This window comes from Mesorhizobium sp. M0136, from assembly GCF_040322515.1.
Lineage (GTDB): Bacteria > Pseudomonadota > Alphaproteobacteria > Rhizobiales > Rhizobiaceae > Mesorhizobium.
The window spans coordinates 1-17,589 of sequence record NZ_JAMYTP010000010.1 but is presented as its reverse complement, the minus strand read 5'-3'; the positions used below and the strand labels follow the sequence as shown (position 1 = coordinate 17,589).

General features: G+C 62.3%; 19 protein-coding genes. 6 read left to right on the top strand and 13 right to left on the bottom strand.

Annotated elements, in window-relative coordinates:
• Window positions 1-702, bottom strand: coding sequence for a helix-turn-helix transcriptional regulator (locus NKJ35_RS13965; RefSeq protein WP_352647768.1), 702 nt, complete (start codon window positions 700-702; stop codon window positions 1-3).
• A 127-nt stretch (window positions 703-829) separates the two neighbouring features.
• Here NKJ35_RS13965 and NKJ35_RS13960 point away from each other — a divergent pair, with 127 nt between their 5' ends.
• Window positions 830-1,465: a LysE family translocator gene (locus NKJ35_RS13960; protein WP_352647765.1), complete on the top strand. Its 636-nt coding sequence runs from the start codon at window positions 830-832 to the stop codon at window positions 1,463-1,465.
• Between the two features lie 46 nt (window positions 1,466-1,511).
• Here the strand turns inward: NKJ35_RS13960 and NKJ35_RS13955 are convergent, their stop codons facing one another.
• The 7 genes from NKJ35_RS13955 to NKJ35_RS13925 form a co-directional block, all read right to left on the bottom strand.
• Window positions 1,512-2,603, bottom strand: a complete 1,092-nt coding sequence (locus tag NKJ35_RS13955; protein WP_352647762.1) for a 3-deoxy-7-phosphoheptulonate synthase — start codon at window positions 2,601-2,603, stop codon at window positions 1,512-1,514.
• A gap of 580 nt (window positions 2,604-3,183) precedes the next feature.
• Complete coding sequence (locus NKJ35_RS13950) at window positions 3,184-3,978, bottom strand: SDR family oxidoreductase (RefSeq protein ID WP_352647759.1); 795 nt, start codon at window positions 3,976-3,978, stop codon at window positions 3,184-3,186.
• A 23-nt stretch (window positions 3,979-4,001) separates the two neighbouring features.
• On the bottom strand, window positions 4,002-5,003 hold the full coding sequence (iolG, locus tag NKJ35_RS13945) for an inositol 2-dehydrogenase (RefSeq protein ID WP_352647757.1): 1,002 nt from the start codon (window positions 5,001-5,003) through the stop codon (window positions 4,002-4,004).
• A gap of 64 nt (window positions 5,004-5,067) precedes the next feature.
• The gene (locus NKJ35_RS13940; RefSeq protein ID WP_254815918.1) at window positions 5,068-5,835 is read right to left on the bottom strand and encodes an ATP-binding cassette domain-containing protein; all 768 of its coding nucleotides are present in this window, start codon (window positions 5,833-5,835) and stop codon (window positions 5,068-5,070) included.
• A 2-nt stretch (window positions 5,836-5,837) separates the two neighbouring features.
• Window positions 5,838-6,914 carry an ABC transporter permease gene (locus NKJ35_RS13935; protein WP_292655972.1) on the bottom strand — a complete coding sequence of 359 codons (1,077 nt, stop codon included), beginning with the start codon at window positions 6,912-6,914 and terminating at the stop codon, window positions 5,838-5,840.
• Between the two features lie 95 nt (window positions 6,915-7,009).
• Window positions 7,010-7,951, bottom strand: coding sequence for a sugar ABC transporter substrate-binding protein (locus NKJ35_RS13930; RefSeq protein WP_352647755.1), 942 nt, complete (start codon window positions 7,949-7,951; stop codon window positions 7,010-7,012).
• A gap of 307 nt (window positions 7,952-8,258) precedes the next feature.
• Window positions 8,259-9,290, bottom strand: a complete 1,032-nt coding sequence (locus tag NKJ35_RS13925) for a LacI family DNA-binding transcriptional regulator (RefSeq protein ID WP_352647753.1) — start codon at window positions 9,288-9,290, stop codon at window positions 8,259-8,261.
• 130 nt (window positions 9,291-9,420) lie between these two features.
• Here NKJ35_RS13925 and NKJ35_RS13920 point away from each other — a divergent pair, with 130 nt between their 5' ends.
• Genes NKJ35_RS13920 through NKJ35_RS13910 form a run of 3 tightly spaced genes read left to right on the top strand, consistent with a single transcriptional unit; the run spans window position 9,421 to window position 12,137 of the window.
• Complete coding sequence (locus tag NKJ35_RS13920) at window positions 9,421-10,551, top strand: fatty acid desaturase family protein (protein WP_352648003.1); 1,131 nt, start codon at window positions 9,421-9,423, stop codon at window positions 10,549-10,551.
• Between the two features lie 39 nt (window positions 10,552-10,590).
• Window positions 10,591-10,905, top strand: a complete 315-nt coding sequence (locus tag NKJ35_RS13915) for a MocE family 2Fe-2S type ferredoxin (RefSeq protein WP_023677524.1) — start codon at window positions 10,591-10,593, stop codon at window positions 10,903-10,905.
• 2 nt (window positions 10,906-10,907) lie between these two features.
• Window positions 10,908-12,137, top strand: a complete 1,230-nt coding sequence (locus NKJ35_RS13910) for an NAD(P)/FAD-dependent oxidoreductase (RefSeq protein WP_352648001.1) — start codon at window positions 10,908-10,910, stop codon at window positions 12,135-12,137.
• 35 nt (window positions 12,138-12,172) lie between these two features.
• Here the strand turns inward: NKJ35_RS13910 and NKJ35_RS13905 are convergent, their stop codons facing one another.
• The 5 genes from NKJ35_RS13905 to hslV all read right to left on the bottom strand — a co-directional run bounded on the left by NKJ35_RS13905 (window position 12,173) and on the right by hslV (window position 16,318).
• Window positions 12,173-13,132, bottom strand: a complete 960-nt coding sequence (locus NKJ35_RS13905) for a DUF1402 family protein (RefSeq protein WP_352647750.1) — start codon at window positions 13,130-13,132, stop codon at window positions 12,173-12,175.
• Between the two features lie 183 nt (window positions 13,133-13,315).
• Window positions 13,316-14,629: an ATP-dependent protease ATPase subunit HslU gene (gene hslU / locus NKJ35_RS13900; protein ID WP_352647748.1), complete on the bottom strand. Its 1,314-nt coding sequence runs from the start codon at window positions 14,627-14,629 to the stop codon at window positions 13,316-13,318.
• Between the two features lie 4 nt (window positions 14,630-14,633).
• The gene (locus NKJ35_RS13895; RefSeq protein WP_352647746.1) at window positions 14,634-15,230 is read right to left on the bottom strand and encodes a DUF2585 domain-containing protein; all 597 of its coding nucleotides are present in this window, start codon (window positions 15,228-15,230) and stop codon (window positions 14,634-14,636) included.
• Window positions 15,231-15,234: 4 nt separating this feature from the next.
• Window positions 15,235-15,777, bottom strand: a complete 543-nt coding sequence (locus tag NKJ35_RS13890) for a GNAT family N-acetyltransferase (RefSeq protein ID WP_352647744.1) — start codon at window positions 15,775-15,777, stop codon at window positions 15,235-15,237.
• Window positions 15,767-16,318, bottom strand: a complete 552-nt coding sequence (hslV, locus tag NKJ35_RS13885) for an ATP-dependent protease subunit HslV (protein WP_254815927.1) — start codon at window positions 16,316-16,318, stop codon at window positions 15,767-15,769. Before hslV ends, NKJ35_RS13890 begins: the two co-directional genes overlap by 11 nt.
• A 223-nt stretch (window positions 16,319-16,541) precedes the next feature.
• Here hslV and hisB point away from each other — a divergent pair, with 223 nt between their 5' ends.
• The gene (gene hisB, locus NKJ35_RS13880; RefSeq protein WP_352647742.1) at window positions 16,542-17,141 is read left to right on the top strand and encodes an imidazoleglycerol-phosphate dehydratase HisB; all 600 of its coding nucleotides are present in this window, start codon (window positions 16,542-16,544) and stop codon (window positions 17,139-17,141) included.
• A gap of 4 nt (window positions 17,142-17,145) precedes the next feature.
• On the top strand, window positions 17,146-17,589 hold a 444-nt coding region (locus tag NKJ35_RS13875), incomplete at its 3' end, for a DUF2628 domain-containing protein (RefSeq protein WP_352647740.1).

Sequence of the window (17,589 nt, the reverse complement as noted above, 5' to 3'; positions counted from 1 at the left end):
TCAGCCGCCTGCGGCCGAGGTGTCCGTTTCCCACCCGTTCACCCAGACCTGCCGCAAACCGTCGCCTTCACCCTTGAACCATAGTCCCGTCGCCTGGCAATCCTCGATCCGGTCGCTGCGGAAATTGCGGATTGCCCGGCGCAGCTCGCACCAGGCAACGATGTTGGCGGTTTCGGAGTAGTAGATGAGGGCGATCGGACAGATGATGCGCTCGGTGGCTCGGCCCAGTTCGTCGCGGTAGGAAAGGTCCAGCTTGGCCTCGTCGCGGATGGCACGGCGCACCAACGCCAGATCGACCGCGGAGGCGGATGGCGCGGCAAAACCCCATGCATGCAACTGATTGGCGTCGAGCGTCTGGCGCAAAGGCGGCGGCACCGCGCCGGCAATCTTGGCGCTGACGCGCTTGGCCGCCTGCTTGAGCTCGCTGTCGCCCGTGCGTTCGAGCAGCGCGAGAGACAGTACGATCGCCTCCATCTCCTCGATCGAAAACATCAACGGCGGCAAGTCGAAGCCAGGACGCAGTATGTAGCCGATGCCGCGCCCGCCCTCGATCGGCACCCGCATCGCCTGCAGCGCGGCAATGTCGCGATAGACCGAGCGCACGGTCACTTCCAGCCGCTCGGCGATCATTGCCGCCGTCACCGGCTTCCTCGCCAGCCGCAGGATCTGGATGATCTCGAACAGACGCGACGCCTTGCGCATTCCCTCACTCGGCCCGAAGGCAACTGACAACACCTCGTCAGTTGGACTGACCTATAGGATCGCCTATCGGATTGAAAATCAACAAGTTCCTCTGCAGCTCGCCTGCATGAGGCGACAGGCAACTGACATGGACTACGCGGCAAACCTCTGGCTCTTCTTTCTCCTCCTTGTCGGCATCATCATCGTGCCCGGCATGGACATGCTTTTCGTGCTTGCCAATGCGCTGACCGGCGGCAGCAGCAGAGGGCTTGCGGCGACCGGCGGCCTCATGCTGGGCGGCGTGGTGCATACGCTGAACGGCGCGCTCGGCGTCGGCCTGCTCATGCATTTCTTGCCGATCCTCTTCAATCCGCTGCTGATTGCCGGCGCCGCCTACATGGCCTTTATCGGCATCACGCTGATGCGCAGCTCCATCACCGTCGGCCATGACGGCCCTGCCGCCAGCCGCTCCGCATGGAAGGCCTTTCGCCAGGGGATCATGACCTGCCTGATCAATCCAAAGGCCTATCTCTTTATTCTTGCCGTCTATCCGCAGTTTCTGAGGCCGGATTACGGTCCGATCTGGATGCAGGCGATCATCATGGGGCTGATGACGATCGCCACGCAGTTCGCTGTCTATGGCGGACTCGCAATTACCGCCGGTCGCAGCCGGGATCTGCTGGTCGCCAATCCAAGGGCAACCGCTCTTGCCGGCCGGGCGGCCGGACTGCTTCTCGTTGCGGTTTCGGCGCTCACCGTCTGGGAAGGCTTGAAGGCGGCGTGAATTCCGAGCCTGAAGGGCAACGTTCGTGGCAGCGGCGCCGGCCGGGTCATGCGGCTCCCGGACGGCTTGATATCATGGCGCGGCGCACCGACCGGCGCCGCTCGACGGCCTCGGCAAGGCCGTAAAGCACCGTCTCGGTGGTTGCCCAGTCGATGCAGCCATCGGTGATGCTCTGGCCATAGACAAGCGGCTTGCCGGGCACGACATCCTGCCGGCCGGCGACAAGGTTGCTCTCGATCATAACGCCGATGATGCGCTCGTCGCCCGCCGCGACCTGGCACGCCACCTCGGCTGCCACCCCTGGCTGGTTTTCCGGCTTCTTGTTGCTGTTGGCGTGGCTGACATCGATCATCAGCCGCGGCGCCACGCCGATCCGGCCGAGTTCCGCGCAGGCAGCAGCAATGCTTGCCGCGTCATAATTAGGCACAATACCGCCGCGCAGGATGACGTGGCAGTCCTCGTTGCCGGTGGTCATAGCGATGGCGCTGCGCCCACCTTTCGTCACTGCCATGAAATGATGCGGCTGGGCGGCGGATTTCACGGCTTCGGCGGCGATCCGCAAATTGCCGTCGGTGCCGTTCTTGAAGCCGACCGGGCAGGACAGGCCTGACGCCAGTTCGCGATGGATCTGGCTCTCGGTCGTGCGCGCGCCGATCGCTCCCCAGGCGACGAGGTCGGCAATATATTGCGGGGTGGCCATATCGAGGAATTCGGTGGCCGCCGGAAGGCCGAGATTGTTGACCGCGGAGAGCACGTTGCGGGCCATCCGCAACCCCTTGTCGATGTTGAAGCTGCCGTCGAGATCGGGATCGTTGATCAGGCCTTTCCAGCCGACCGTCGTGCGCGGCTTCTCGAAATACACCCGCATCACGATCTCCAGCCGGTCCGACAGGCTTTCGCGCAGCGTCGCCAGACGACTGGCATAGTCTACGGCAGCGGCCGGGTCGTGGATCGAACAGGGGCCGACGACAACCACCAGCCGGTCGTCGGCGCCGGTCAGCACGGCGTGGATCGCGTTGCGTGATGCGGCAACGGTGCGCGTCGCCGTCAGCGTGCGCGGTATCTCCCGCATCACCTCGTCCGGCGTGCTCAATTCCCTTATTTCTTTGACCCGAAGATCGTCTGTGGTCGTCAACACGGCTTTCTGCTCCTGTTTGTTTGGAGCATGATCTTTTCCGAAAACCGGATGCCACTTTTCGGGATCATGCTTTAGGAGACCTGCCGGCAAACAAAAAAGCCGCCAGGTCTGGCGGCTGTTCGGATTTTTTATGCTGCAATCTTCAGATCGAGCGCAATCCTCCCGCCGCCAGCGAGTTGCTAAAGTACCAATAGGTGGCGGTCAGGTTGATCATGCCAGCCCTATAGCCGAAACTGCGGCGCTTGTCACGCACCTGATGAGGCTGCGTAGTAGCGCTGCGCATGGGATCTGAGGGGTTGGAGGCCTGTTGGCAGCCAATTCGGGATTGGTCGAAGCCTCCGCAACTTCGTCATCCCAGGGCGAAGCAGGAGCGAAGCTCCGTCGCGAAGACCCTGGGATCCATGCCGTAACCTTGGCCGAGGGGTGCAGCGGAGCAGAATTCTGCACCGTTGCGGCGCTCTGAAGGCGCAGCATGGATCCTGGGGTCTGCGCCGCGTCGCTTCGCTCCTTGCTCCGCCCCAGGATGACGAAGCGATGGGCGTTCTGCCCATTGACCAGAGCGTCAGGGTGCGCCGCGACACTACTCCGGCGACGCCCCGGTGATGCTCTGGTCGTAGTCGACCAGCGATCCGGTCATGACGCCGGACTGCGGGCTGATCATATAGCTGATCAACCGGGCAAGCTGTGCCGGTTTCACCAATTGACCCATCGGCTGCGCGGCCTCGGCCCTTTCCAGCCAGTCGTCCGGCGCGTCGTGCCATTTTTTCTGCACGATCGCTTCGCCCTCGGTGTCCATCCAGCCGGGCAGCACCGCATTGCAGCGGATGCGATTGCCGCGATAGGCATTGGCGACATTCTTGGTCAGTGTCGCCAGCGCACCCTTGCTCGACGAATAGGATGCCAGGAACGACTGGCCGCAATGCGCCGACATCGACAGCACGTTGACGATCGAGCCCGGTGCCTTGCGCGCCAGCAAATGCGCCACCACGCCCTGCATCAGGAAAAACGGGCCGCGCACATTGGTCTGGAATATCTGGTCGAAGAGATCCTCGGAGGTCTCGACCAGCGAGCCGCGAGCCGAGGTGGCAGCGGCGTTGACCAGCGCGTTAACCGTACCGAAATGGCCAATCGCCATTTCGACCGCACGCTTGCAGTCGGCCACTTTTGAGACGTCGGCGCTGATGAAGATGGCATCGACGCCTGCCCGCTTGAGAGCGGCGACAGCCTTGTCGCCCTTCGCTTTCGAGCGGCCGATCAGCGCCAGCGCCCGGCAGCCCTCATCGGCCAGCGCTTCGGCGACGGCAAAGCCGATGCCTTGTGCGCCGCCGGTGACGATGGCGCGTGTTTCGGAATTGCGACCGGCTGAACCGTTCATCGCCTTGCTCCGGTGCTTGATAGTCAGATTGTTTTGTCGAGGCGGACGGTCTTGCCTTCCTTGGCCGATTTCAGCGCCGCATCTGCCAGCCTGAGCGCCACCAGGCCATCCCTGCCGCTCGGCACCGCCTTCTTGCCCGACGTCGCTGCCGCGATGAAGGCGGCGATCTCGTTGGCATAGGCGTCGAGATAACGGGTCATGAAGAAATCGTGCAGCGGCGGCCGCGTATAACCTTTCTCGTTGGCCAGTTCGATCGACACCGGCCGCTGGTTTTCGGCCGCGATCATGCCTTTCGAGCCATGCACCTCGATGCGCTGGTCGTAGCCATAGGTGGCGCGGCGCGAGTTGGAGATGACGCATTGCTTGCCGGAGGCGGTTTCGAGAATGACGCTGACGCTGTCGAAGTCGCCGGCTTCGCCGATCTTTTTGTCGACCAGCACCGAAGCGTGCGCGCTGACCGCCACCGGCTCCTCGCCGAGCAGGAAGCGCGCCATGTCGAAATCATGAATGGTCATGTCGCGGAAGATGCCGCCCGAGCGGCCGATATAGTCGAGCGGCGGCGGGCCGGGATCGCGCGAGGTGATCGTCACCATTTCGACGGTGCCGATGGCGCCGTCGTCGATCGCCTTGCGCACGGCGGCAAAATGCGGATCGAAGCGGCGGTTGAAGCCGACCATCAGGGTGGCGCCGGCTTTGTCGACGACGGCCAGGCAACGTTCCACCCTGGCGGCGTCGAGGTCGATCGGCTTTTCGCAGAAAATCGCTTTACCTGCCTTGGCGAAGCGCTCGATCAGATCGGCATGAGTGTCGGTCGGCGTGCAGATGACGACCGCGTCGATGTCGCCGGCCTTCTCGATGGCATCGATGCTGCGCACTTCGGCGCCATAGGCAGAGGCCAGATCGGTCGCCGCCTTCTCGAAGGCGTCGGCAACTGCAACCAGCCTGGCCTGCGGATTGGAACCAACGGCGCGAGCATGGACCTTGCCGATACGGCCGGCACCGAGAAGAGCAAAGCGAAGAGGCATGAAGAATTTCCTTTGAGGATGGTTGGGAAGGGAAGGCGTGTCAGCGCCTGTGGCCTCGTTGCCGTTACGCCGCAAGCTCCGCCTGCCCGGTCTTGGCGCCGGTGATGTAGGAGACGATATCGTTGCCGTCGGTGTCTTGCTTGCGCAAATTGGCGACGATGCGGCCGCGCCGGAAAACGACGATGCGGTCGACCAGGTCGAACACCTGGCGCATGTTGTGAGAGATCAGGATCAGCGGTTCGCCATTTTCCTTCAGCGTACGGATGATGTTTTCGACCTGCATCGTCTCCTGCACGCCGAGTGCCGCGGTCGGCTCATCCATGATGATGAGCTTGGAAGCAAAGGTCGCGGTTCTGGCAATTGCCACGCACTGGCGCTGGCCGCCCGACATATGGCGGATGGTGTTGGAAAGATTGGGGATCTTGACCGCCGTGCGGACCAAGGCTGCCTCGGTCGCCTTGCGCATGAACTTGCGATCGAGGATCGAGAAGGGTCCTAGATTGAACAGCACCCGCTCGCGGCCGAGGAACAGGTTCGACGGCACGTCGAGGTCGTCGGCGAGCGCCAGGTTCTGGAACACCGTCTCGATGCCCGCCTCGCGGGCTTCGATCGGACCGGCAAAATTCACTTCCTTGCCGTCGAACCACATCCTGCCGCTGGTGCGCTGCTCGACGCCGGTGATCTGGCGTACGAAGGTCGATTTGCCAGCGCCGTTGTCGCCCATGATAGCGACATGCTCGCCCTTGCGCAGCTCGAAGTTGGCACCCTCCAGCGCATGGACGCCGCCATAATACTTGGTCAGGTTTTCCGTCTTCAGGACGATGTCCGACATGGTCAAGCCCTCATTGCCCGCAGGCGTTGGCGCCACTGGTCGAGAACGACTGCGCCGACGATGATCACGCCTTTGACCATCTCCTGATAATAGGCGTCGAGGCGCAGAAAGGTGAAGCCGGAGATGATGACGCCGAAGATCAGCGAGCCGATCACCGTCCCAATAATCGAGCCGCGGCCGCCCGACAGCGAGACGCCGCCGATAACCGCCATGGCGATCGCGTCGAGCTCGTACATCACACCCATGCCGGCCTGGGCGGTGAGATTCTTCGAGCTCAGCACCACGGCGGCGAGCGCGGCGAGGACGCCGGCAATGACGTAGACGAGGATCTTGTGGTTGGCGATGTTGATGCCGGACATGCGCGCGGCGTCCTCATTGGAGCCGATTGCATAGCAGTGCTTGCCATATTTGGTGTAGCTCAGGATCAGCTGAAACAGCACCGCGAGCGATATGAAGATGATGACCGGCATCAGCCCCTTGCCGATGGCGGCGAAACTCTCGGTCGGAAACGAGATCGGCTGTCCCTTCGACCACCATTTGGCGATACCGCGCGCGGTCACCATCATGCCGAGCGTGGCGATGAACGGCGGAATGCGGGTGTAGGCGATCAATGCACCGTTGACCAGGCCGGCCAGCAGTCCGCAGCCGATCGCGACCAGCACCGGCACGATCACCGGCAGGTCGGTCCAGCCCTGGGCGATGAACATCGCCTTGGGGTTCGGGTTGCCGTTGACGGTCGCCACCTGGGCGAAGCTCATGGCGATCATTGCCGTGGCGCCGACGATCGAACCTGAGGACAGGTCGATGCCGCCGGTAATGATCACCTGCGTCACGCCGATGGCAATGATGCCGACGATCGACACCTGCAGGATGATGATCTGCAGGCGCGCTTCGTTGAAGATCGCATCGATATTGTCGCGGGTATTGAACAGGAAGCTGTCGCCCAGGAAGACCCGGCCGATCAGCTCGAAAGCGCCGACCAGGATGACGAGCGCCAGGAAGACGTTGAATTCGGCCGGCCATGCACGCCGCTTCGCATCATAACTGAGCCCGCCGACGCCGTGAGATGTCTGTGCCAATCGTGCTTCCTCCGTCAGCCACAGTCTCTTTCGGCCGCTCTTCAGGCCGAGAGAGAAGGAGGAGCGGCGCTGGTGCGCCGCTCCGGTCCGCTGCCTCAGTTCTTCTTCAGGAACTTGTCGATATTCGCCGGCGTGACCAATTGGAACGGGATGTAGACCTTGTGCTCGACCTTTTCGCCCTTCGCCAGCTTGAGCGCCGCGTCAAGCGCGCCGGCGCCCTGGCCGGCCGCGTCCTGGAACACCGTCACATCGAGATCGCCCGCCTGCATCGTCGCAAGCGCGTCCTGGGTAGCGTCGACGCCGCCGACGACAACCGACTTCATGTCGATGTTGGCGGCCTTCATCGCCTGAATGGCGCCGATCGCGCTTTCGTCATTGTTGGCGATGACGCCGTCGAACGGCTTGCCGGTCGACAGCCAGTTGGTCATCAGGTTCTGCGCTTCTTCGCGCTTCCAGTTCGACGTCTGCTTATCGATGATCTTGATGAAGCTGCACTCCGGCGTGGCGATCACGTCGTCAATGTCCTTGGTGCGCTGCACTGCTGCCTGGTTCGACAGCTCGCCCATGATCACATAGACGTTGGCTTCAGTCTTGCCGGCCTCCTTGAACAGGCGGCAGACCTCCTTGGTCTCGAGCGTGCCGGAATCGGCTTCGTTCGAGGCGACGAAGGCCTGATTGTCGGGCAGCGTGTCGACGTTGACCGGCTCGCGATTGACATAGACCAGTGGAATCTTGGCAGCGGCGGCTGCGTCCGACATCGCCTGGGTCGCCGAGGTGTCGACCGGGTTGACAATGATGGCGTCGACGCCCGAGGCGGCGAAGTTCTTGATCTGGTCGAGTTGCTTGGCGACGTCGTTCTGCGCATCCTCCACCTGCAGTTCGACGCCGTCCATGCCCTTGGCCTGCTCGATCATGCCGTTGCGCAGCACGGTGAGAAAATTGTCGTCGAACAACGCCATCGACACGCCGATCTTGGCAGCGAAGGCGGACGAACTCATAAGCGCCGCGAACGCGACGCCCAAAAGCAGTTTTTTCATTTGATTCTCCTCCACATTGGTGTCCGGCTGCACCGATCTACCCGGAATCCCCGATCTCGCAGGGAATGCTCTCCCGATTGCCATTTTAGTTCCGGAGGCATTTGCCTGAAACAGATCTTCCGGAACGAAAGAACCAAAATGCTCAGTTGGTGAAATATTTATTCCATTTCGCGTGGGCGTCAAGCGAGATTTCGCCATGAAGGATGGATTTTCGGCATTTCAAGCGCTTTTGGACGGACGCTCAGGCAAGCCAAGCCTGAAAGCGTTCTGATAGATAACATCATGTCTGCCGCCAATGACCGCGACGTCAGATGTTTTCCGGCAGATAGATGTCGAAGGGCAGAAAGGTCTGGCCCGGCGCATTCGCAGCGCCGCTCTCGATGGCATGCGCCATCAGCCCGACAAGCTCGCGGCAAAGCGCTGCCAGTGGCGTCGAGATCACCATCGTCAGGAAATTATCCGCCAGCGCCGAGCGGGAGTCGGGCGTGATCTCGTTGCAGACGACCGCCGGCATCTCTGCCGGCTTTGCCTCCCTCAGCGCCGAGATCGCACCTTCCATGCCGCCACCGGCGACATAGCAGCCGACGAGATCAGGGTGTCGGGTTAGAAGCTCGATCATTGCATCATGCGTGATCTGGTTCGCTTCCAGATTGACCAACGTCTCGAGCAGAGTGAATTCCGGCGCCTGCTCGCGAAAGAAGGAGCGAAAACCGATCTCGCGAAGCTCATGGCCATGGAAGCGATGGCTGCCGACGAAGAGGGCAACCTTGCCAGGCCTCTTCGCAGCCTTCGAGATCATCCAGGCAGCGGTGCGGCCGACCTTGCGATTGTCCAGGCCGACATAGCCCTCGCGAATACCGGACGCAAAGTCGGAAAGCAGGGAGAACACCGGTACGCTATTGGCTTTGAGAGCCTCGACGGCGACCGTCAGTGTCGGGTGATCAGGCCCGACCAGGGCGACGGCCCTGGATTTGGCGGCCAGCTTGCGCATCCGCTCGACGATCTCGTCCGGCGCCAGCGAGCCGGCGAAGTCGATGGTCGCCACGCCGCGAAAGCGCGGCGACTGCGACACCGCCAGTTCAAGCTCGCGGGCAAATTCGCTGTAGAAGACGTCCTCCCGCCGCAACAGCAGGAACCCGAGCCGATACTCCGGCAATTCATGGCGCATCCGCTGCTTGATCAGCCCGGCTGCGTGATAGCCAATGCTGGTCGCCGCTTCATAGACGCGGCGCGCGGTTTCCTCGCGCACCGGCAACCGGTTGTTCAGCACCCGGTCGACGGTGGCAACGCTGACCCCCGAAATGCGTGCCAGGTCGGTAATCGTCGGCCGTTTCGCCATCGCTGCCTCGCTCTATTGTCCGGCTTTTACACCATTATGATGGAAATGATAGAAACTATCTTTGTGATATTGAGCCTATCAGGCTTCGGCGTTATTTGAATGCGGACCGACTATGATCGAGGCCTCCGCCATGGTGGATATTGGACTCCGAACCGGGAACACGATCGCCACAGCAGCGTCCCGGCGTGACTACAGCCTGATCGGCCGCGACGCGAAGCTCGCCGTCGAGAGCGGGCTGGCGGCGGCCGAGTGGTATCACACGGACGTGCCACGCAAGCAGATGAAGGAGCTGATGCAGCGCTCCGACGGCCCGGCGATCCGCGATACGGTCATCTGGCTCGGCGCCTTAATCCTGAGCGGAGCCGGCGCCGCCTGGTTCTGGGGCAGCTGGTGGTGCGTGCCGTTCTTCTTCGCCTATGGCGTCCTCTACGGTTCCTCCACCGATTCACGCTGGCACGAATGCGGCCACGGCACCGCCTTCAGGACGCAGTGGATGAACGACGTGGTCTATCAGATCGCCTGCTTCATGATCATGCGCAATCCGGTGACCTGGCGCTGGAGCCATACGCGCCACCATACCGATACCATCATCGTCGGCCGCGATCCTGAGATATCGGTGATGCGTCCGCCCGATCTGCTGCGCGTCGTGCTCAACTTCGTCGGCATTCTCGACGCCTGGCATGCGATGAGCGACATGCTGCGCAATGCAGCCGGTATCGTCAGCCCGGCCGAAAGAACCTTCATTCCCGAGCAGGAGCAGCCGAAGGCAATTGGCATTGCCCGCATCTGGACGACAGTCTATGCCGCGACCATTGTGCTGGCGCTCTACACGGGCTCGTTCCTGCCGCTGATGCTGGTCGGGCTGCCCAGGCTTTACGGCGCGTGGCACCATGTCATGGTCGGCCTGCTGCAGCATGGCGGCCTGGCTGAAAACGTCACCGATCACCGGCTCAACAGCCGCACCGTCTACATGAACCCGATAAGCCGCTTCATTTACTGGAACATGAACTACCACGTCGAGCATCACATGTTTCCAATGGTGCCCTATCATGCGCTGCCCAGGCTGCATGAGCTGATCAAGCACGATCTGCCGGCGCCGACACCGTCCATCCTGGCCGGCTACCGCGAGATGATACCGACCTTCCTGCGCCAGCTGCGCAATGAGGATTATTTCATCAAGCGCGAACTGCCGCCGACGGCGAGGCCCTATCGCGAGGACTTCCACAACGACAACGCTGCCGCTGCGGTGGCTGCCGAATGACAAGCCCATGCCGAGGCACCCAAAATCGAGGGACCGTAAATGAGCGACTGGGTCGAGGCCTGTGACGCCGAGGACATCGACGAAGAGGACGTGATGCGCTTCGACCATGGCGGCCGCACCTTTGCTATCTATCGCAGCCCCGACGACGAGTATTTCGCCACCGACGGGCTTTGCACGCATGAGAAGGTGCATCTGGCCGACGGGCTGGTCATGGACGACATCATCGAGTGCCCGAAGCACAATGGCCGCTTCAACTACAAGACGGGGGCTGCCAGGGGCGCGCCGGTCTGCGTCGATCTAAGGACCTATCCGGTCAAAGTCGACGCCGGCAAAGTCCTGGTCCGGATCGGTTGATGATGACGAAGGGAATGGTCGTCATCGGCGCCGGCGAATGCGGCGGGCGCGCCGCCCTTGCGCTGCGCGAGCTAGGCTATAATGGCCCCGTAACCTTGGTCGGCGACGAGCCGCATCTTCCCTATGAGCGCCCACCACTGTCGAAAGACGCGATGGTCGCCGACGCGCCCCTGATCAAGGCGATCGCCAGCGACGCGATCCTGGCCGAGCGCTCTATCCGGCATATCCATTCGGTTCTGGCTGTGGCGATCGACCGCACGGCGCATGTCGTGCGCCTGTCAGACGGTTCCGCCCTGGCCTACGACAAGCTCCTGCTGGCGACCGGGTCGGTGCCGCGCAAACTACCTATGCCGGGCCTTGGCGGGCGCTGCGTCTACCTCCGAACCTTCAACGACGCGCTGGCCATTCGTGCCCATCTCAACGCCGGCAATCGCATCACCATAGTCGGCGGCGGCTTCATCGGGCTCGAGCTCGCCGCGGCGGCGCGCAGGCTGGGTGCCGCGGTCACCGTCATCGAGGCGCAGCCGCGCATTCTGATGCGGGGCGTGCCGGCCGAGATCGCGCAGGTCATCCATCAGGCGCATGAAGCCGAAGGCGTAAAAATCCTGTGCGGCGAGGGCATCGCGGCCATTGCCGATGACGGCGCCGAAGTGCGCATCGCGCTTGCCGGTGGGCACGACATTGTCGCCGATCTTGCCGTGATCGGTATCGGCGCCGTGCCGGTGACCGGACTTGCCGCGGAGGCGGGGCTGACCATCGACAATGGTGTCGCCGTCGACGCCGAGCTTCGCACCAGCGACCGGGATATCTTTGCAGCCGGCGATTGCTGTTCGTTTCCGCTCGCTATCTATGGCGGCCGGCGCGTGCGGCTGGAAGCCTGGCGCAATGCGCAGGAGCAGGGCGCACTCGCCGCAAGGAACATGCTTGGCGCCGGCGAGGCGCATTCGGCGGTGCCTTGGTTCTGGTCAGATCAGTACGGATTGACCCTGCAGATCGCCGGCCTGTCGGACGAAGGCCGCAGCATCGTTCGCCGCGACGTTGGCGACGGCGCCTTCATCCTGTTTCATCTGGCCGAGGACGGCAGGCTGGTTGCGGCAAGCGGCATCGGCCCCGGCAACGCGGTCGCCCGTGACATAAGGCTGGCCGAGATGCTGATTGCAAAGCAGGCAAAGCCGGCGCCGGAAGCGCTAGGCTCGCACACCGTCAAGCTGAAGTCGCTGCTGGCGGCGTGAGCTGAGGGCGTGGATAGTTGGCCGAACGCGTTTGGCTAAAACAGCGCTTTCAGCTCCGGCAGCTTGTCGTTGATCAGCCAGCCGTAGTAATTTTCCTCAGGCAGTTTTTCCGGCTCGCCCGCAGCGCGGCGCTTGTCGTTCTCGGCCTTCAGCGCATAGGCGCGCTGTTCGGGGTTGCCGACATTGTAGAGCGTCGACGTGATGCCGGGATTGCCTGAGATGTCGAAGCCGGCGATGCTTCTATAGGCGTCGATCGATTTCCGGATCGTTGCTGCGACATAAGGCAGTGTCAGGTCAGGATCCATGATGGTCTTGTAGACCGCGTTGGGGTCGCCGACGTCGAGTTCCGGCAGGCCGGAAACCTTGTGCACGAGGTCGCTCATTTCCAGCGCCGTCAACGGATTGAGCTGGCCAAGGCCAAAAGTCTGGCCGGCATAATAAGGTTGGAAGAAAGTGGCACCGAAGCGGTCGTTGGGGAAGCTCTCGCCGTTGACGGTCTTGCCGCGGAACGACCGGTTCCACACCTGCTCGCGGCACTCCCATAGGTCGTAGCTATCGGACTTCCCGGCGCATTTGGCGAATTGCGGCCGCTGCACGAAATCGGTGATGTCCTCGCCGTCATAGGCGAAGGAGAGCTTGCTCGATAAATACGAGATCGCCTTGACGTAGTAGGTCTGCAGCCGGTCGTAGGCATCGACATTGTAGGTGTGCTCGCCGACGATGGCGCCGACGATATGCATTGGGTCGATGCCATAGGCCGCGGCTGCCTGCTTGATCTTGCCGCGCAGCGCGGCATCGTTCTGGAGCAGCGCAAAGACTTTGCGGTATTTCGCCTGGAAGGTGGTGTTGGTCGCCTGGGTGCGCCGGCTCGATGCGCCCGGTATGTCAGGCTGCTCGGTGTTGCGGTTGCCCGGCGGCACCATCGTTGCCGCTTGCGCGGCGAACATCGCTGTCGCCAGCGTCAGCCCCAAAATGACGAGGATCAGTTTTTTCATGCGCCGCCGCCCAAAATAATCGGCGGCAAACTAGGTAATGCTCCACCGGGAGTCGAGAGACGCCTGCACCGGACGGGACGAAAGCTTGCCGGATGCTTCCATTTGGCCACACCTCCGGAATGCCGGGCCGAATTTGACGGAGGCCGGGGGTAATTCCCGGCCTCTTGGAGAATCAAGAGTCTCTTACAAGATGAAACGCGACAAGTCCGTGTTTCTGGAGAGGTCGCCGACATGCTTCTCGACATAGGCGGCATCGATTGTCACCGAGGTGCCGTTACGGTCCGGCGCGTCATAGGAGATGTCGTCCAGTACCCGTTCCATCACCGTCTGCAGCCGCCTGGCGCCGATATTCTCGACGCTGGCGTTAAGGTCCACGGCGATGCCGGCCAACGAATCGATCGCGTCATCGGTGAAGACCAGGTCGACGCCTTCGGTCTTCATCAGCGCGATATACTGCTTGATCAGGCTGGCTTCGGTCTCGGTGAGGATGCGGACGAAATCGTCCTTCTCCAGCGCCCGCAGCTCGACGCGGATCGGCAGGCGGCCCTGCAATTCCGGCAGCAGGTCGGAGGGCTTGGCGACGTGGAACGCGCCCGAGGCTATGAACAGGATATGGTCGGTCTTCACCGGTCCATATTTGGTCGCAACCGTGGTGCCTTCGACCAGCGGCAGCAGGTCCCGCTGCACACCTTCACGCGAAACACCGGCACCGATGCCGCCTTCGCGCGAGGCGATCTTGTCGATCTCGTCAAGGAAGACGATGCCGTCATTCTCGGTCGATTCGAGTGCCTGGCGCACCACTTCGTCCTGATCGAGCAGCTTGTCGGACTCGTCGCTGATCAACAGCCCGTAGGACTCCTTGACGGTCGTCTTGCGCAACTTGGTCTTCTTGCCGCCCATCGCCTTCGACAGCATGTCGTTGATGTTGAGCACGCCGATATTGGCGCCCGGCATGCCGGGGATCTCGAAGCCAGGCATGCCGCCATTGCCGGTATCGGCCACTTCGATCTCGATCTCCTTGTCGTCAAGCTCGCCGTCGCGCAGCTTCTTGCGGAAACTGTCGCGGGTGGCCGGGCTCGCCGTCTTGCCGACGAGCGCTTCGAGCACCCGTTCCTCGGCGTTGATGTGGGCACGCGCCTTGACGTCCTCGCGCATCTTCTCGCGCACCAGCCCGATGGCGATCTCGACCAGATCGCGGATGATCTGCTCGACGTCGCGGCCGACGTAACCGACCTCGGTGAACTTGGTGGCTTCGACTTTGACGAAAGGCGCACCGGCAAGGCGTGCCAGACGGCGTGAAATCTCGGTCTTGCCGACACCGGTCGGGCCGATCATCAGGATGTTCTTCGGCATCACCTCTTCGCGCATCTGGCCCTCGAGCTGCTGGCGGCGCCAACGGTTGCGCAAGGCAATCGCCACGGCACGCTTGGCGTCTTTCTGGCCGATGATGAAGCGGTCGAGTTCCGAAACGATTTCGCGGGGAGAGAAGGTGCTCATATCACTAAATTCCACTTTGCCACTGCCGAATGGACTCGAACGGATGCAGCAGCATGATCACGTTGAGTGTCAGATTGTCCCGGATGAGATAGCCGACACCGAATTCGAAGATGAGGGCGAGGGTGACGATCACCCATATAGGAAGCCTTCGCGCCATGACAAACCCCAGCACCATGGCCAGCGTGTCCGACACCGAATTGATGATGCTGTCGCCATAATAATCGAGCGAGATCGTGCCGGCGCGGTAGCGGTCGATGATGAAAGGACTGTTCTCGAGCAGCTCCCAGCCGCCCTCGATGACGACGGCAAACGCCAGCCTGAGCCCGATCGGCGAGCGCGGGAAAAGGAACCACGCCAGCGCATAGAACAGGAAGCCGTGAATGATGTGCGAGGAGCTGTACCAGTCGGAAATATGCTGGGAATTCTCGGAGCTTTGCACGATGCCGTGCCACAGCTTGACATAGCCGCAGCTACAGATCGGCGTCCGCCCCATGCCGTAGAGGACCCCGGCCTGGAAGATAACCAGGCCGAGAACCAGCAGGAGCCCCATTCGCCAACTGTCTTCGTAGGCCGAGACGGTTTTGTCGCTGGATACGCTCATGCTGCTATTGCCCCTCTTCTGCGTCACCCTGTCCGGCATCACCCTCTGGGGCATCAATCGCCATCAGCACGGCATCGCCATATTCCGACTTCCTGCGATCGATAGCCGTAAAACCGGCCTTTTCATAGGCACGGATAGCCCGTGCATTGGCGGGGTCCGGGTCGATGATGACGCGCGGCATACCTTCCTCGAAAAGCTGCTCGACGAACTGCCGGACGATCGCGGAGCCGTGGCCGACCCCGACAAGCTCCGGCACGCCGATCGACAGATCGATGCCGAGCGTGCCGAACGGCTGGTCGCTATAGGGATGGCCGTCCTCCAGATGCGGATCGTAGCTCTGCAAATAGCCGATGGGCTTTCCGTCCAGCTCGATAATCAGCGGCTCGACCGAAATGCTGTCGATATGCTCGCGGATCTCCGCAATCTCGGTCTCTGGGTCGTCCCACCACTCGGCGACGTGCGGCTCGGCAAGCCAGCCGGCGATCATCGGCAGGTCCCTCTGGGTCACCGGCCGAAAACCATAGCGGAGGCTCCGCTCAGGCGGCATCGAGGGTTTCGACGACGAAGTTGTTGTTTGTGTAGACGCAAATGTCTGACGCGATTTGCATCGCCTTGCGGGCGATCTCCTCTGCGCCCTTGTCGCTGTCCATCAGCGCGCGTGCCGCTGCCAGCGCGTAATTGCCGCCGGAGCCGATGGCCATGACGCCAAATTCGGGCTCCAGCACGTCGCCGGTGCCGGTCAGCGCCAGCGACACCGACTTGTCGGCCACCAGCATCATCGCTTCCAGCCGCCGCAAATAGCGGTCGGTGCGCCAGTCCTTGGCAAGCTCGACGCAGGCGCGTGTCAGCTGGTCGGGATATTGTTCGAGCTTGGCTTCGAGCCGCTCGAGCAGAGTGAAGGCATCGGCGGTGGCGCCAGCGAAACCGGCGATGACGTTGCCGCCCTTGCCGATGCGGCGCACCTTCTTGGCGTTGCCTTTCATGATCGTCTGGCCGAGGCTGACCTGGCCGTCGCCGGCGATCACCACCTTGCCGCCCTTGCGCACGGTCAGGATGGTCGTGGCATGCATGGTCAGTTCATTCGACATTTCCTGCTCCGACAAGCACCGATCCCATCGAGGCGATCGGTGCGTTACGAGTGACTTGATCGGCCATATGTATGCATAGGCCGGACGATTGCAAACCGGCCATCCGCCGGGCCGGATAGTGCTCCGCAGCGGTAACTGGCAATCGCCGGATCATGCTGCTAGAAGGCTTTCGTTTTCAGGCCTGTGAACGCCTGACGTGCAAATCTGAAACAAGGATGAGGTCATGGCGCCCCGTTCCGCCGAGATAAGCCGCAAGACCAGGGAAACCGACATCTCCGTGTCGGTTCAAGTCGACGGCTCGGGCAAATCCGACATTTCGACGGGCGTCGGCTTCTTCGACCATATGCTGGACCAGTTGTCGCGCCATTCGCTGATCGACATGACCGTGAAGGCCAAGGGCGACCTGCATATAGACGACCACCACACCGTCGAGGATACGGGCATCGCGCTCGGCCAGGCGCTGGCCAAGGCATTGGGCGAGCGGCGCGGCATCATGCGCTACGCCTCGATCGACCTCGCCATGGACGAGACACTGACGCGGGCGGCAATCGATGTCTCCGGCCGGCCTTTTCTGGTCTGGAATGTTTCGTTCTCGTCGCCGAAGATCGGTACGTTCGACACCGAGCTGGTGCGCGAATTCTTCCACGCGCTGGCGCAGAATGCCGGCATCACGCTGCATATCACCAATCATTACGGCGCCAACAACCACCACATCGCCGAGACCTGCTTTAAGGCCGTGGCGCGTGTGTTGCGTTCGGCACTTGAGCGCGACCTGCGCCAGCCGGATGCGGTTCCGTCCACCAAGGGATCCCTGAAAGGGTAACGCCATGGCCATCTATGTCGTGATGGAGCCGCCAGGCCGCGGTGAAACTGTGGACACTACCTTTATCCGTGACGGCTTTGCCTGGCTCGGCTTCCTGGTGCCGCCGCTGTGGCTGGCCTGGCACCGGCTGTGGGTCGAGGCGGCATTGGCGTTTGTCGCCATGGGCCTGCTCTCGATGCTGGGCGAAAGGCTGGACCTGGAAACAGCCGGCTCGCTTTTATCCTTCCTTGTCATGCTCTTTGTCGGGCTGGAGGGACAAGGCTTGCGAATTGCAGCCCTTCGTCGCCGCGGCTGGCATGAATGGGGCGGGGGGGGGGGCCCCCCCGGGGGCCCCGCCCCCCAAACCCATTTGTTTGGTAGCCCCCCGGGGGTGGGGGGCCCAAACACCGCGCCCCCGTGGGTGCCACCCCCGTGGGGTTTAAAAAAAAGGACCCGGCGCCCGCAAAAT